We start from the raw sequence: 15,502 nt of genomic DNA on the forward strand, positions 1-15,502 counted from the left end.
TGAGCACCGAGCGTACCGCAGTCCTGACCGGACCGGCACGTGCTTCACGCCACGCCGTTCAGGCCAGGCGATGGGCCGCCGCGTAGGGCGGCGTATCCGGATAGTTCCCCTCGGCGAAGCGCGCCTGCAGGTCCTGCCACCACGCCGGATCGAACAGGTGCCGGTAGTGCTCCCTCACCGCCGCCAGTTCGCTGGCGGGCAGGCCCATGAACGGGCCGAAGCGCTCGGGAAACACGTCGCGTGGACCGACATGGAACCAGGGTTCATCGGCCATGGCTTCCTCCGGCGTACGCGGCTGCGGCCATGCGCGGAACACGCAGTCGCTGACCAGGCACAGCTCGTCGTAGTCGTAGAACACGGCCCGGCCATGCCGCGATACGCCGAAGTTCTTCGGCAGCATGTCGCCGGGGAAGATGTTGTTGCGCGCCATGTCGGTGATCGCCTGCGCATAGTCGAGTACCGCTGCGCGCACCGCCTCGCCCCCCTGCTCGCGCAGGTACAGATTCAATGGCCGGAAACGGCGCTGCACGTAGCACAGTGCGACTTCCACATGGTCGCCATCGACCCGCACGGTCTGCGCGCATTGCTGCAGCAACTCCTCCAGCAAGGCCGGTGCGAAGCGATCGCGCGGGAAGCGCAGGTGGCGATACGGCTGCGCATCGAGCAGGCGGCCGACACGGTCGAGGTTGAACACCAGCGCGTACTTCTCTTCCACCTGCCGCCGCGACATCGCCTTGGGCCAGGCGAAGCGGTCGCGGATCAGCTTGAACACCAGCGGATAGCTGGGCAGGGTGAACACCGCCATGACCATGCCCGGCGTGCCTTCGGCGGGCACCAGCCGCTCCTGCGGATGTTCGTTGAAGTGGCGGAAGAAGGTGCGGTAGCGCTCGGTCTTGCCTTGCTTGGCACGGCCCAGCACGGTGTAGATCTCATCGATGGGCTTGCCCGGCAGCAGGCTGCGCAGGAACACCACCGCATCGCCCACCGTGGCTAGGTCGGCCTGGAAATAGCTGCGAGACACGCCGAACAGATGGGCGACGTCGCGGCGCCGGGTCAGCACCGCGTCGGCACGCAGTCCACGCTCATCGTTGACCAGTGCGATCACGCAGGGTGAGAAGCGGTGCTCGCCGAACACGCGGCCCACCAGATAGGCGCGGCGCTCGCGATAGAACACGGTGTCGAGCAGCTCGATGCTGCGCACCGGCGTATCGCCCCAGTGGGCCAGATCGTCCTGCAGGCGCACGGCGATGGCCGCCGCGCAGCGCAGCTGGTGCGCATACGGAATGTCGAAGCGGTAATCGGCCAACACGCGCTGCAGGGCCCCCACCGGCCGCGTGGGTGAAACCGCGTAGGTATGCCGCGCAACCGGATGGGTGATCGCATCGGACGGCTCGACGTCAAAGGCGATGAACTCCAGCGCCGGGTCCACGCCACGGGTGGAGAACAAGCGCCGCGACAGCGTGTTGTAGAAGGTCTTGTACAGTTCGGCATCGATCAGCCCCCGCAGCAATGCGCTGTAGCGTGCATGCACCTGCAGCCACAATGCGCGCTCCCCGATTGCTTCGCCGGCAAGGCGCCGCAGTGCATCCATCTGTTCGGCTATGCACAGGTCGTACAGCGCGATGCGCTCGACTGCATCCTGGCGCGCAGCCGCCCAGTCGCGCTGCTCGAAACGCTGCCGCGCACGAGCGGTGATCGCCGCAAAGCGGGCGTGGTACTGCTCGAAGCCAGCGTGGATGGCGCCAGCGATGCGCGACGCCAGCTCGTCATCGATATCAGGCTCGGACATGCAGGACTCATCCGGGAGGACCGGCTTCACCATACGCTGGCGTGTGCAATGGCGTCGAGTGCGAAGGTAGTGCCGGCCGCTGGCCGGCAGCACCTGGACCGTCGATGGATCGATGCAGACGCCGGCCAGCGGCCGGCACTACCGGCTCAGATCGCCAGTTCGGCCTCCACGTCCTGCACCTTGCGTCTGGCCAGTGCAAGGTTGGACTTGGTCCGGTCCAGCACGATGTAGAAGAACAGTCCCTTCTTCTTCGCGACCGGTCGCATGATGTGGTACGCCTTGCCCAGCGAGATCAGGATATCCTCGATGCTGTCATTGAGGTTCAACGAGGCAGCGGTCTTCATCTTGGCCCGGATCACTTCGGTGTTGCCGGCGGCGGCCACCTCCATGTCCATGCCGGCACCGGCTTCGCCCAGCAGCATGCCGCTTTCGTAGTCGACCAGCGCCACTGCCTGCGCGCCGTCGATGCCCATCAGTGCGTTCAACGATTCATTCAATCCAGCCACGTCGCACCCCTTGTCGATGTTGGTTCGAGCCCCTCGTTCCCCTGCGGCCGGGCTCACGATCCGCCGAGTTCGGCCAGGATCGCCTGGCCACATTCCCTGCTCTGCCACAGCACCTGGCCGATCACGCTGCGCTGGTCGCAGGCCGCCATCAGCAGCAGCGGTGCACCTCCCTCGGCCTGGATCGCCAGCATCAGGACCTTCCCGCCCATCGCTTCCAGCATCAGCGTCTGCAGATCGCCCAGCAGCAGTTCGCGCCCCACCGCTGCGGCCAACGCCAGCATCGCGCTGGTCATCGCCGCCAGCCGTTCGCCGCGCCCTTCGGCACCGGCGCTGACCAGGGCAAAACCATCGACGCTGGCCAGCACCACCGTGCGGACGCCTTCCACCCGCTGCTGCAGGTCCTGCAGCAGCGGCTGCAGGCGCTCACGCTGGCCCGCATCGGGCAGTACCGCCATCTGCCCGTCACCCATACGCGGCCACCAATGCGTGCGCTTCCATTTCGCTCATCAGTACATCCATCAGCAGCAGTCCCTGTTCGCGGTCACGGGCATCGACGGCCAGCAACGGCAGCGGCTGGTCGTCGAGGCAGGCGTGCGTGGCCCAGTCATCCAGCGCCGCCTGTGGTGCCTGGTCCAGGTGGGTGACGGCCACGACCAGTGCCAGGGATGATGCGAACGGCTGCAGCACCTGCAGGTAGTCCTGCAGCTCGCTGGCAATGCCGGCGCGACGTGCGTCCAGCAGCAGCACCGCGCCCCGTGCACCCTGCAGCAGGATCGGCCACAGGAAATCGAAACGCTGCTGGCCGGGCGTTCCGTACAGACGCAGGCGTTCTCCGTTGGGCAGGCCGATGTCCGCATAGTCCAGCGCGACGGTGGTGGAGGCCTTGTCGGCCCCGAAACGATCACTGTTGGCCACATCAGTATCGATCACTGCGCCCGCAGCAATGCTGCGCACCAGCGTCGACTTTCCGCTGCCCATGCCGCCCAGCACCACCACCTTGTGCTCACGCATTGCGCTCACTCCCGCGCAGATGCCGCCACAGGCGGGCAAGCAATCCGTTGTCGGTGCGGGTGCCACCGGTCGCCATCATCGCCGCCGCGGGGGCGGCCTGCAGCTGCGCGTAGCCACACAGGTAGGCCGCGTGGATGAAATCGCGAACGGCCGCCGCCGGCAGCTCAAGCAGCATCGCGCATTCTTCAACCGTACAGGCGCGCTTGAGCAGCAACGAGCACAGGCGGAAACCATCGTGGTCGTGCCCCAGTACGCGGAAATCCGGCCAGCGCAGCAGCTTCACCGAAGCGCCGCGCAGGCGTTCGTCCAATGCCTGCCAGTGGCGGCTGCGTTGCGCCCATTGCCACAACAGCGGCCGCAGCGGCTGGCGTGGTCGCTCACCAGCCAGCGCCTGCAGGCGCGCTGGCGTCAGTGCATCCAGCTGCAGGCGTTCGAAAGCATCGGCCAGGCGCTCCACCAGCGCGCTCGCGGGTTCCTGCAACAGCACGGCCTGGTCGTGCTCCAGATCCATCAACAGCAAAGGTTCGCCCGCATCACTCAACAGTGCCTGGCCATGGCGCAGCGGCAACCGCTCGCGCAGCAGGCGGGTGATGGCGTGTGCGCCATCGGCCAGACGTATCAGTGCGGGTGCGGGCATGGCCAGGGGCTCCGGTGCCAACTGCATGCGACGCAGCGCGCGGCCGATGGCACCGTCGTCGAGCACATCCTGCTGTCCGTCGCCGTCGCGCAGTTGGCCGCCGTTGTCCTCTATCCAGCATTGCAGGCGCGGTCGTTGCTGGCGCATGCGCTGGGCCGTGTTACGCAGTGCCGGGGTATCGCGGATGACCAGCAGGTCGCAATCGTCCAGGTCCCGGCTGCGGCGGACCTGGCCGTCCGGCAGTGCCGACGCCAGGCGCAGCCGTTGCAGCAGGGCCTGCTCGCCCTGGATATCGGTTCCCACTACCAGCACGCGTGCCATCTGTGTTCCCCGAGCGACCACCTCCCCGGTGGTCTCGCGTCGCCAAGGCTAGGATATTGCCGACGAAGACCGTCGTGATCGACTGCTCAGATTGAAGGCGGTTGCACGCCCCCTTCTGTCGGTTCTGCGACAGCCATCGCGGGCAAGTTTCATGCCCCGTTGACGGCGGTCCGACAGCTGACGGATGTCACGGTTTCATCGCCTGGGGTCAGATCCCTTTTGCCATGCAAAAGGGATCTGACCCCGGAGCCAAAAAAGAAACCCGCGCCGAAGCGCGGGTTCCAGTGTCAACACCGAACGGCGCAGGATCAGCCGCGCAGCTGCTCCAGCGCGGCGTTGAAGGTCGCGCTCGGGCGCATCGCCTTGCTGGCCTTGGCCAGGTCCGGGCGGTAGTAGCCACCGATGTCCACGGCCTTGCCCTGCACCGCGATCAGCTCGTCGACGATCTTCTGCTCGTTGTCGGTCAGCGCCTTGGCCAGCGGGGCGAAGCGTGCCTTCAGCGCGGCATCCTCGTCCTGCGCGGCCAGCGCCTGCGCCCAGTACAGGGCGATGTAGAAGTGGCTGCCACGGTTGTCGATGCCACCCAGCTTGCGCGACGGCGACTTGTCGTTGTCCAGGAACTGGCCGTTGGCTTCGTCCAGCGCCTTGGCCAGCACGCGGGCGGCGGCGTTGTCATAGCGGTTGCCCAGGTGTTCCAGCGACGCGGCCAGGGCCAGGAACTCACCCAGCGAATCCCAGCGCAGGTAGTCCTCTTCGACGAACTGCTGCACGTGCTTCGGGGCCGAACCACCGGCGCCGGTCTCGAACAGGCCACCACCGGCCATCAGCGGCACGATCGACAGCATCTTGGCGCTGGTGCCCAGCTCCATGATCGGGAACAGATCGGTCAGGTAGTCGCGCAGCACGTTGCCGGTCACCGAGATGGTGTCCTCGCCCTTGCGGATGCGGTCCAGCGAGAACGCGGTGGCTTCCACCGGCGGCAGGATGCGGATGTCCAGGCCGTTGGTGTCGTGGTCCTTCAGATACTGCTCGACCTTGGCGATGACCTGCGCGTCGTGGGCGCGGGCGGCATCCAGCCAGAACACGGCCGGGGTGCTGCTCAGGCGGGCACGCTCGACGGCCAGCTTGACCCAGTCCTGGATCGGCGCGTCCTTGGTCTGGCACATGCGCCAGATGTCACCGGCTTCCACAGTGTGCTCGAACACCAGGTTGCCGGCGTCGTCGGTGACCTTGACCACGCCATCGGCAGCGATCTGGAAGGTCTTGTCGTGCGAGCCGTACTCTTCGGCCTTCTGTGCCATCAGGCCGACGTTGGGCACCGAGCCCATGGTGGCCGGGTCGAAGGCGCCGCGCGCCTTGCAGTCGTCGATGACGGCCTGGTACACGCCGGCATAGCAGCGGTCCGGAATGACCGCCTTGGTGTCCTGCAGCTTGCCTTCGGCGTTCCACATCTTGCCGGAGTCGCGGATCATCGCCGGCATCGAGGCGTCGACGATGACGTCGCTCGGCACGTGCAGGTTGGTGATGCCCTTGTCCGAGTTGACCATGGCCACGCCCGGGCGCTGTGCGTACTCGGCAGCCAGGTCGGCTTCGATCGCGGCACGGGTGGCTTCCGGCAGCGACGGCAGGCGCGCAGCCAGGTCACCAATGCCGTTGTTGGCGTCGAAACCGGCCTGCTTGAGCACGTCGGCATGCTTGGCCAGCACGTCCTTGTAGAACTCATTGACCGCCACGCCGAACATGATCGGGTCGGAGACCTTCATCATGGTCGCCTTCAGGTGCAGCGAGAACAGCACGCCCTGGGCCTTGGCATCGGCGATCTGCTCACCGAGGAACGCGGCCAGCGCCTTGCGGCTCATCACGGCAACGTCGACGATCTCGCCGGCCTTGACCGCGGTCTTTTCCTTCAGCACGACGGTGCTGCCGTCGTTGCCATGGAAGGTGATCTTCAGCGAACCGGCGTTGCCCAGGGTGGCCGACTTCTCGCTGCCGTAGAAATCACCGGCGGCCATGTGCGCGACGTGCGACTTCGAATCGGCCGACCAGGCGCCCATGCGGTGCGGGTGCTTGCGCGCGTAGTTCTTCACCGACAGCGGTGCACGGCGGTCGGAGTTGCCTTCGCGCAGCACCGGGTTCACCGCGCTGCCCTTGACCTTGTCGTAGCGCGCCTTGTAGTCGCGCTGCTGGTCGTCGGCCGGGGTTTCCGGGTAATCCGGCAGCGGGTAGCCCTGGTCCTGCAGTTCCTTGATGGCCGCCTTCAGCTGCGGCACCGAGGCGGAAATGTTCGGCAGCTTGATGATGTTGGCGTCCGGGGTGGTCGCCAGCTGGCCCAGCTCGGCCAGGTCGTCGCTGACCTTCTGCGCGTCGGACAGCAGTTCCGGGAACTGCGACAGGATGCGGCCGGACAGCGAGATGTCACGGGTTTCCACCACGATGCCGGCAGTGGCGGTGTAGGCGTCAACGATCGGCAGCAGCGACTGGGTGGCCAGGAACGGTGCTTCGTCGGTCAGCGTGTAGAGAATCTTGGACATGGGGGACTTGGACTCTGTAGCAATGCTCAGGGGAAGGCCGGCGCCAGCGCCGGGCCACGTGCAACCGTGTCGCGCGCGGGGCGGAGCCCCACGCTTTCCCCGTCGCCGTCAGGGTGGGCGCGCGGCGGGGAAACCCCTGCATTGTCGCGTTTTCAGCCGCGCGGGGCAAAGCCACGCCATACGCGACGGTACTGCATGCCGGCAACGCTGTGATCCATCCACGCCTGGATGAAGCCCGCCCACAGCATCAGTGGATCCACGCACTGCGTGGATGAAGCCGACCATCGCACAACAAAAAAGGACGCAGCCTCGCGGCTGCGTCCATCGTGAGCCCTGCCGGGAGAGAGTCGGCTGGACTTACTTGACCTCGAACTCCTGCGGCGTTCCGGCCGCCTTGCCATCGACGGTGACTTCGGCGCGGTACTTGCCGGCCGGCCAGCCCTTTGCATTCTTGAACGTGACGTTGGTGGTTTCGGCACCGCTGGTGTTCAGCGTGGCATTCTGTTCGCCGGCCACCTGGCCGTCCTGGTAGGTCAGCTTCGCGCCAACGGTGACGTTGTTGGCGGCGCCGTCGGTCTTGACCGAGACGATGATGTCGTCCTTCGGCGCGAACAAAGCCGCCGTCGCAACCGACTTGTCGGCGGCTGCGGTCTTGCCGACCGTGACCGACGAGACGCTGACGGCGGCGGCTTCGGCCATCGGCGGCGGCGCGCCGGTCATCGGGGCCGGTGCCGCCGGTTCGGCCGGAGCAGTCGCTGCCGGAGCGGCATTGTTGTCGGTCGACTCTTCTTTCTTCTTGCAACCGACCAGGGCGACGCTGCCCAGCAGGGCGGCGATCAGGGCGGTCTGGAGCGGGGTGGTCTTGATCATTCGGGGTTCCTCCCAGGGATTGTCGGACGGCGTTCTGGCCGGCTTACTTCGGCGGCAGTTTCAGGGTCTGGCCCGGGAAAATCTTGTCCGGGTCATCAAGCACATCGCGGTTGGCTTCGAAGATCTTCTTCCAGGCATTGGCGTCGCCCAGATGCTGCTTGGCGATCTTCGACAGCGAGTCACCCTTCTGCACGGTATAGGTGCCGCCGCTGACAACGTCCGCGGTGCTGTCCACCGAAGCGCTGACGCCGGAGAAGTCCGCCTTCGGCACCTGCTCGGCGGTACTGTCGACACTGCCACTGACGCCGGAGAAATCGGCTTTCTTCTCGGTACTCATCCACAACTCCCGTCTGCATGACTACGTGACTGGCACGGTGCCATGGCGGTTGTTAAATGGGGATGGTGCAGATGTGAAGCCGCCCCCCGGGGCGGCTGAACAATCGGGGGAGCCGGCACTACCGGTTACTGCCGCAGCTCGCGGTAGGTCGCAGCCGGGGCGGCGATGCCGGGACTGGCGCGCCAGGGATTGATATCCAGGCCACCACGGCGGGTATAGCGGGCCTCCACTTCCAGCCACTGCGGCTGGCAGCGCGAAGTCACCTCGCTGAAGATCCGCTCAACGCACTGCTCGTGGAACTCGGCGTGCTCGCGGTAGCTGACCAGATAGCGCAGCAGGCCAGCACGATCGATCTTCGGCCCGCGGTAACGCAGGCTGACCGTGGCCCAGTCCGGCTGGCCGGTGACCGGGCAGTTGGACTTCAGCAGCGACGAGACCAGGGTCTCTTCCACCACCTCACCCGCATCGGCGGCGAGGAAGTCCGCCTGCGGCGGGCCGTAGCAGTCGATCTCCAGTTCCAGCCCGTCGATGGACTCGCCGAGCGGCGTCTCGCGCAGGCCCGGCAGGCCGAACTCGACCTGGACCGGCGCACCGGCGCAATCCGACAGATCCGCCACGATGCGCGCGCGCAGTGCCTCGGCGCTGTCGATGCGGGTGCTGTTGAGGGAGTTGAGGTACAGCTTGAACGACTTCGATTCGATCAACTGCGGCGAGGTGCACGGCACCTGCACGGTGGCGACGGCCACCTGCGGCTTGCCGCGCGGATCGAGCCAGCTCAGCTCGAAGGCATGCCAGCGGTCGTGGCCGACGAACGGCAGCGCGGCGTCATCGAGGCCGATCTCGACGCGGGCACCGCTACGGGGGATCGGGAACAGCAGGCCGGGATCGTACTGCGACGGGTAACTGACCTCGCGACCGAGGCTGGAATCCTGTGGGGTGTTCATGGGACGCATTGTATCGCGCGGAGGGAGGGCCTTCGGCCTGGCCGGCCAACGGCGGAGCCCCTCCGTGGTGGGGTGTTGGGTCGTCGAAAGCCTGGATTCCCGGGAGTGGGCCGGGCGGATGGGGCTGGCGGGGACGCCGTGAATCCGTCCCTGGAGGCTTAGCCGCGCCATCCATGGCGCGGATACCCCGCCAGCCCCACCCGCCCGGCCCCCCGACACATTTCTGCCGCCGATCCACCACGGGAAAGATCAGAAAATCAAAATCCGATCCTTCGGACATTTTCGATGTCTGCCATCCACGCATGGCGTGGATCTACCGGCAAGCCACGGGATCGGGTCTGGAGGAAAGCCCCCTGAGTCAGGGGGCGGCCGCGAAGCGGCAGGGGTCTGGAAGCTGGTAAGGGGGGCCCACCGTTCGCGCAGCGAACTGTGGGAGCGACAGCGCGCATGCGATGTCGCGTACCCAGGGCTGCAAGCCCTGCCGGCAACCCTCACCCCGCCGGGGTGCCGGCACCGTGCAGGTAATCCAGGCTCACCTGCAGCAACGCCCTCAATCCCACATCCAGCGCCTTCTCATCCAGCAGGAACTTCGGCGAATGATTCGCCGGCGCCGTCGCCGGGTCGATGCCCACGCTGGTGGAGCCGACGAAGAAGAACATGCCCGGCACTTCCTTCGCGTACAGCGAGAAATCCTCCGCGCCCATCTGCAGCGGCGGCTCGTACACGTTGTCCTTGCCCACCACCGCCTGCAGGCTCGGCAGCATCTTCGCGGTCAGCGCCGGGTCGTTCACCGTGGCCGGGTTGCCCTCCGACTCGTAGATGTCGGTCACCGCCTTCGCACCGTGCGCGGCGGCCGCGTGCTCGGCCACGTTGCGCAGGTCGGCAAAGATCTGCTGGCGCATGCCTTCGTCAAAGGTGCGGATGGTGCCGACCATCTCCACTTCATCGGGAATGATGTTGTAGCGGATGCCGCCGTTGATCGCGCCGAAGGTCAGCACCGCCGGTTGCTTGGACAGGTTGGCGCGGCGGCTGACGATGGTCTGCGCGGTGCCGACCAGATCGGCGGTGGCGACGATCGGGTCAACACCGTTCCACGGTGCCGAGCCATGCGTCTGGCGACCGATCACCTTGATCCCGAAGCGATCCGAGGCGGCCATCAATGGGCCGCCGCGCACAGCGATCTGGCCGGCCTGCACGCTGGAGAACACATGCAGGCCGAACACGGCCTCCGGCTTGAAATCGGCGAACAGCCCTTCCTTCAGCATGAGTGCGGCACCGCCCTCTTCCGGCGGCGGCGCGCCTTCCTCGGCCGGCTGGAAGATCAGCATCACCTGGCCCGGCAGGTCCTTCTTCATTGATACCAGCGCTTCGGCCACGCCGAGCAGGGTGGCGGTATGCGCGTCGTGGCCACAGGCATGCATCACGCCCACGGTCTGCCCGCGGTACTGGTCGGTGGCCTTGGAGGCGAACGGCAGACCGGTCTGCTCGGTCACCGGCAACGCGTCCATGTCCGCGCGCAACGCGATCTTCGGGCCTGGCTTGCCGCCTTCGATGATCGCCACCACGCCGTGGTGGGCGATGCCGGTTTTCGGCTTCAGGCCCATCGCACGCAGGCGCTTGGCGACCTCGGCCGAGGTGCGCGCCTCGCGGTTGGACAGCTCCGGGTGCTGGTGGAAGTCACGACGCCATTCGACCACCTGGGCCTGCAGCCGCTGCGCGGCGGCGGTCACTTCGGGGCGTTGCCCGTCCTGGGCATGGGCAAGCGCCGGCAGGGCCAGCAGCAGGGCGGACAGCAGCAGCGAACGGCGCATCGCAATCTCCACAGCAAGAGGGTTCCAGCTGAATGTAGGGCAACACCGGCGCCACGGGAACCTCCGGTGCCGCATCCGGTCTTAGCGCCCGTCCCATCCGTCATGCAGGAAACGTGATGTGGCACAGGTATGCTTTGCGCATTGTCCCGGCGTCCCGTCCGGTCCAGCCCTCTCGGAGTCCTCGTAATGTCACGTGTTTGGAAGATCGTGCTGCTGGTCGTGGCGATCCTGGTGCTGGCCGTGGTCGGCCTGCGCGTCATTGGCGGGGGCAAGGACAAGGCTGGAAAACCTGCTGCGGGCGCGCGCCAGGGCGGCGAAGATCCGAATGCCGGTCCAGTGCCGGTGACCGTGGTGGAGGCCACGCGCCAGGACGTGCCGGTGTATGCCAGCGCGCTGGGTACGGTGACCGCGATGAACACCGTCACCGTCAGCCCGCAGGTCGGCGGCCAGCTGATGAGCCTGAATTTCCGTGAAGGCCAGGAAGTGAAGCAGGGTGATGTGCTGGCGGTGATCGACCCGCGCACCGCCCAGGCCAGCTACGACCAGGCCGCTGCAGCCAAGCGCCAGAACGAGGCCCTGCTGGCCACCGCGCGCTCCAACTACCAGCGCTCGAACGCGCCGGAGTATCGCCAGTACGTCGCCAAGACCGATCTGGATACACAGCGAAACCAAGTGGCACAGTACGAAAGCGCCGTGGCCGCCAACGAGGCCAGCATGCGCTCGGCGCAGGTGCAGCTGCAGTACACCCGGGTCACCGCGCCGATCTCAGGCATCGCCGGCATCCGTGCGGTCGACGCCGGCAACGTGGTCAGCGCCGGTACCGCGCTGGTCACGCTGACCCAGATCCATCCGATCCACGTGCTGTTCAACCTGCCCGAGCGCCAGCTCGGCGATGTGCGCCAGGCGCAGGCCGCCGGCACGGTACCGGTGGCGGCGCTGGACCGCGCCGATTCGCACGTGCTGTCCGGCGACGGCAAGCTCGATGTGGTCGACAACCTGATCAGTGCCGACAGCGGCACGTTCAAGGCGCGCGCCCTGTTCGACAACACCGACAACGGCCTGTGGCCGGGCCAGTTCGTCAACGTGCGCATGCAGCTGCGCACGATTGCCGGCGGCGTGGTGATCCCCACCCAGGCGGTACTGCGTGGCCCGGACGGCGAGTACGTCTATGTCGTGCAGGGCGACAACACGGTGAAGATGCAGACCGTGCGCAGCGGCGTGGAAGTGGGCGACAGCCAGGTGCAGATCGCCGAAGGCCTGAAGGGCGGCGAGCGGGTGGTCAGTGAAGGCCAGTTCCGCCTGAAGCCGGGCAGCAAGGTCACCGCACTGAAGCCGGGCGAGACCCCGGCCGCACCGACCGAGGCCGAACTGAAGGCAGCCGAGCAGAAGAACGCAGGCGGCGGTGGCCGTCGCGGTGGTGGCCCGCGCTGAGCGCAGGCCACGGTTCTCCCTCGCGCCGGCGGACCTGCCGGCGCCGACATTGAAGTGCCAGCAAGGATCAGTCCGTGGGCTTTTCGACGATCTTCATCCGCCGCCCGATCGCCACCTCGCTGTTGATGGCGGGCCTGTTGCTGCTGGGCATCCTCGGTTACCGCAAGCTGCCGGTGTCGGCGCTGCCGGAAATCGATGCGCCCAGCCTTGTGGTCACCACCCAGTACCCCGGTGCGAACGCCACCACCATGGCCTCGCTGGTCACCACCCCGCTGGAGCGCCAGTTCGGGCAGATTTCCGGGCTGGAGCTGATGACCTCCGACTCGTCGGCCGGGTTGTCGACGATCATCCTGCAGTTCTCGATGGACCGCGACATCGACATCGCCGCGCAGGACGTGCAGGCGGCGATCCGTCAAGCCACCCTGCCCTCATCGCTGCCCTACCAGCCGGTCTACAACCGGGTGAATCCGGCCGACGCGGCCATCGTCACCCTGAAGCTGACCTCTGACACGCGCCCGCTGCGCGACGTCAACAATTACGCCGATTCCATCCTGGCCCAGCGCCTGTCGCAGGTGCAGGGCGTGGGCCTGGTCTCGATCGCCGGCAATGTGCGCCCGGCCGTGCGCATCCAGGTCAATCCGGCGCAGCTGTCGAACATGGGGCTGACCCTGGAACAGCTGCGCAGCGCGCTGACCCAGGCCAACGTCAACGCGCCGAAGGGTTCGTTGAACGGCAAGACCCAGTCCTACAGCATCGGCACCAACGACCAGCTGGCCAGCGCCGCCGAGTACCGCGACACCATCATCAGCTACAAGAACGGCCGCCCGGTGCGGCTGTCGGACGTGGCCGAGGTGATCGATGGCGTGGAGAACGACCAGTTGGCCGCCTGGGCCGATGGCAAGCCGGCGGTGCTGCTGGAAGTGCGCCGCCAGCCGGGCGCCAACATCGTGCAGACCGTCGAGCGCATCCGCGCGATCCTGCCGCAGCTGCAGGGCGTGCTGCCGGCCGACGTGCACCTGGAAATCTTCAACGATCGCACCGAGACCATCCGCGCCTCGGTGCATGAGGTGCAGTTCACCCTGATCCTCACCATCGGCCTGGTGGTGGCGGTGATCTTCGTGTTCCTGCGCCGCCTGTGGGCCACGATCATCCCGTCGGTGGCAGTACCGCTCTCGCTGGCCGGTACCTTCGCGGTGATGGCCTTCGCCGGCATGTCGCTGGACAATCTCTCGCTGATGGCGCTGGTGGTGGCCACCGGCTTCGTGGTCGACGATGCGATCGTGATGATCGAGAACATCGTGCGCTACATCGAGCAGGGCAAGAGTGGCAAGGAAGCGGCCGAGATCGGCGCACGCCAGATCGGCTTCACCGTGCTGTCGCTGACGGTCTCGCTGGTGGCGGTGTTCCTGCCGCTGCTGCTGATGCCCGGCGTCACCGGCCGCCTGTTCCACGAGTTCGCGTGGGTGCTGAGCATCGCCGTGGTGCTGTCGATGCTGATCTCGCTGACGCTGACCCCGATGATGTGCGCCTACCTGCTCAAGCCCGATGCCCTGCCCGAGGGCGAGGACGCGCATGAGCGCGCGGCGGCGGCCGGCAAGCAGAACCTGTGGACGCGCACCGTCGGCCTCTACGAGCACAGCCTGGACTGGGTGCTTGGCCACCAGCGGCTGACCCTGGCCGTGGCCGGTGGCGCGCTGGTGCTGACCGTGCTGCTGTACGTGCTGATTCCCAAGGGCCTGCTGCCCGAACAGGACACCGGCCTGATCACCGGCGTGGTGCAGGCCGACCAGAACATCGCCTTCCCGCAGATGGAGCAGCGCACCAGGCAGGTGGCCGAAGCGCTGCGCCAGGATCCAGACGTGACCGGCGTGTCGGCCTTCATCGGCGCCGGCAGCATGAACCCCACCCTCAACCAGGGCCAGCTGTCGATCGTGCTGAAGGAGCGCAGCCAGCGCGATGGGCTGGAGGAGATCCTGCCGCGCCTGCAGAAGGCAGTGGCCGGCATTCCGGGCGTGGCGCTGTACCTGAAGCCGGTGCAGGACGTAACCCTCGATACCCGCGTGGCCGCCACCGAGTACCAGTACTCGCTGTCGGACGTGGATTCGGCGACGGTGGCGACCCAGGCCACGCGCCTGACCGAAGCGCTGCGCAAGCGCCCGGAACTGGCCGACGTCGACAACAACCTGTCCAACCAGGGCCGCGCCCTGGAGCTGAACATCGACCGCGACAAGGCCAGCGTGCTGGGCGTGCCGATGCAGACCATCGACGACACGCTCTACGATGCGTTCGGCCAGCGCCAGATTTCGACCATCTTCACCGAGCTCAACCAGTATCGCGTGGTGCTGGAAGTGGCACCGGAGTTCCGCACCAGCACAGCGCTGATGGAACAGCTGGCCGTCGCCTCCAACGGCGCCGGCGCATTGACCGGCACCAATGCCACCAGCTTCGGCCAGGTCACCTCCTCCAACTCGTCCACCGCCACCGGCATCGGCGCGCAGAACACCGGCATCACCGTCGGCGCCGGCAACATCATCCCGCTGTCGGCGCTGGCCGAAGGCAAGGTCAGCAGCGCCCCGCTGGTGGTCAGCCACCAGCAGCAGCTGCCGGCGGTGACCGTGTCGTTCAACGTGGCGCCGGGCTATTCGCTGTCCGAAGCGGTGCGAGCGATCCAGGAGACCAAGGACAGCCTGGACATGCCCACCCACCTGCATGCCGAGTTCATCGGCAAGGCCGCTGAATTCACCGGCAGCCAGACCGATGTGGTGTGGCTGCTGCTGGCCTCGCTGGTGGTGATCTACATCGTGCTGGGCGTGCTCTACGAGAGCTACATCCACCCGATCACGATCATCTCCACCCTGCCGCCGGCCGGTGTCGGCGCGCTGCTGGCGCTGATGCTGTGCGGGCTGAGCCTGTCGGTGGATGGCATCGTCGGCATCGTGCTGCTTATCGGCATCGTCAAGAAGAACGGCATCATGATGGTCGACTTCGCCATCGAAGCCCGCCGCGCCGGCGCCAACGCGCACGAGGCGATCCGCCGCGCCTGCCTGCTGCGCTTCCGCCCGATCATGATGACCACCGCCGCGGCCATGCTTGGCGCGCTGCCGCTGGCGCTGGGCACCGGCATCGGTTCGGAGCTGCGCCGCCCGCTGGGTATCGCCATCGTTGGCGGCCTGCTGCTGTCGCAGTTGGTGACCCTGTACACCACGCCGGTGATCTACCTGTACATGGAGCGCTTCTCCGAGTGGCTGGCGCGCCGCCGCGAACAGCGTGCGCTGCGCGACGGTTCGCTGCAGGAGCCGCAGGCATGATCCACG

12 protein-coding genes are annotated in these 15,502 nt (G+C 67.0%); 2 read left to right on the forward strand and 10 right to left on the reverse strand.

Annotated elements, in window-relative coordinates; genetic code table 11:
- Positions 1-58 precede the first annotated feature (58 nt).
- From aceK to ACSYHF_RS18660, 10 genes are all read right to left on the reverse strand, one after another.
- Positions 59-1,789 carry a bifunctional isocitrate dehydrogenase kinase/phosphatase gene (aceK, locus tag ACSYHF_RS18615; protein WP_338168193.1) on the reverse strand — a complete coding sequence of 577 codons (1,731 nt, stop codon included), beginning with the start codon at positions 1,787-1,789 and terminating at the stop codon, positions 59-61.
- Positions 1,790-1,935: 146 nt separating this feature from the next.
- Entirely contained in the window at positions 1,936-2,295 is a 360-nt protein-coding gene (locus tag ACSYHF_RS18620; protein ID WP_005419760.1) for a hypothetical protein, read from the reverse strand.
- A 53-nt stretch (positions 2,296-2,348) separates the two neighbouring features.
- The gene (locus ACSYHF_RS18625) at positions 2,349-2,765 is read right to left on the reverse strand and encodes a roadblock/LC7 domain-containing protein (protein ID WP_338167747.1); all 417 of its coding nucleotides are present in this window, start codon (positions 2,763-2,765) and stop codon (positions 2,349-2,351) included.
- Entirely contained in the window at positions 2,758-3,306 is a 549-nt protein-coding gene (locus ACSYHF_RS18630; RefSeq protein WP_111128664.1) for a GTP-binding protein, read from the reverse strand. Before ACSYHF_RS18630 ends, ACSYHF_RS18625 begins: the two co-directional genes overlap by 8 nt.
- The gene (locus ACSYHF_RS18635) at positions 3,299-4,264 is read right to left on the reverse strand and encodes a hypothetical protein (RefSeq protein ID WP_447575919.1); all 966 of its coding nucleotides are present in this window, start codon (positions 4,262-4,264) and stop codon (positions 3,299-3,301) included. Before ACSYHF_RS18635 ends, ACSYHF_RS18630 begins: the two co-directional genes overlap by 8 nt.
- A 308-nt stretch (positions 4,265-4,572) precedes the next feature.
- Positions 4,573-6,795 carry an NADP-dependent isocitrate dehydrogenase gene (locus tag ACSYHF_RS18640; RefSeq protein ID WP_338167748.1) on the reverse strand — a complete coding sequence of 741 codons (2,223 nt, stop codon included), beginning with the start codon at positions 6,793-6,795 and terminating at the stop codon, positions 4,573-4,575.
- A gap of 357 nt (positions 6,796-7,152) precedes the next feature.
- Positions 7,153-7,665, reverse strand: a complete 513-nt coding sequence (locus ACSYHF_RS18645; protein ID WP_005419769.1) for a hypothetical protein — start codon at positions 7,663-7,665, stop codon at positions 7,153-7,155.
- 43 nt (positions 7,666-7,708) lie between these two features.
- A complete protein-coding gene (locus tag ACSYHF_RS18650) occupies positions 7,709-8,002 on the reverse strand; it encodes a LysM peptidoglycan-binding domain-containing protein (RefSeq protein WP_005419771.1) in 294 nt (97 codons plus the stop codon).
- Between the two features lie 125 nt (positions 8,003-8,127).
- Positions 8,128-8,946, reverse strand: coding sequence for an NADPH-dependent 7-cyano-7-deazaguanine reductase QueF (gene queF, locus ACSYHF_RS18655; RefSeq protein ID WP_171956161.1), 819 nt, complete (start codon positions 8,944-8,946; stop codon positions 8,128-8,130).
- Between the two features lie 491 nt (positions 8,947-9,437).
- A complete protein-coding gene (locus ACSYHF_RS18660) occupies positions 9,438-10,757 on the reverse strand; it encodes an amidohydrolase (RefSeq protein WP_262220995.1) in 1,320 nt (439 codons plus the stop codon).
- Positions 10,758-10,943: 186 nt separating this feature from the next.
- Here ACSYHF_RS18660 and ACSYHF_RS18665 point away from each other — a divergent pair, with 186 nt between their 5' ends.
- Entirely contained in the window at positions 10,944-12,188 is a 1,245-nt protein-coding gene (locus tag ACSYHF_RS18665) for an efflux RND transporter periplasmic adaptor subunit (RefSeq protein WP_262220994.1), read from the forward strand.
- 74 nt (positions 12,189-12,262) lie between these two features.
- Positions 12,263-15,496, forward strand: coding sequence for an efflux RND transporter permease subunit (locus tag ACSYHF_RS18670; RefSeq protein WP_334271149.1), 3,234 nt, complete (start codon positions 12,263-12,265; stop codon positions 15,494-15,496).
- The last annotated feature ends 6 nt before the right edge of the window (positions 15,497-15,502 follow it).

This window comes from Stenotrophomonas maltophilia group sp. P373 (genome assembly GCF_053295075.1).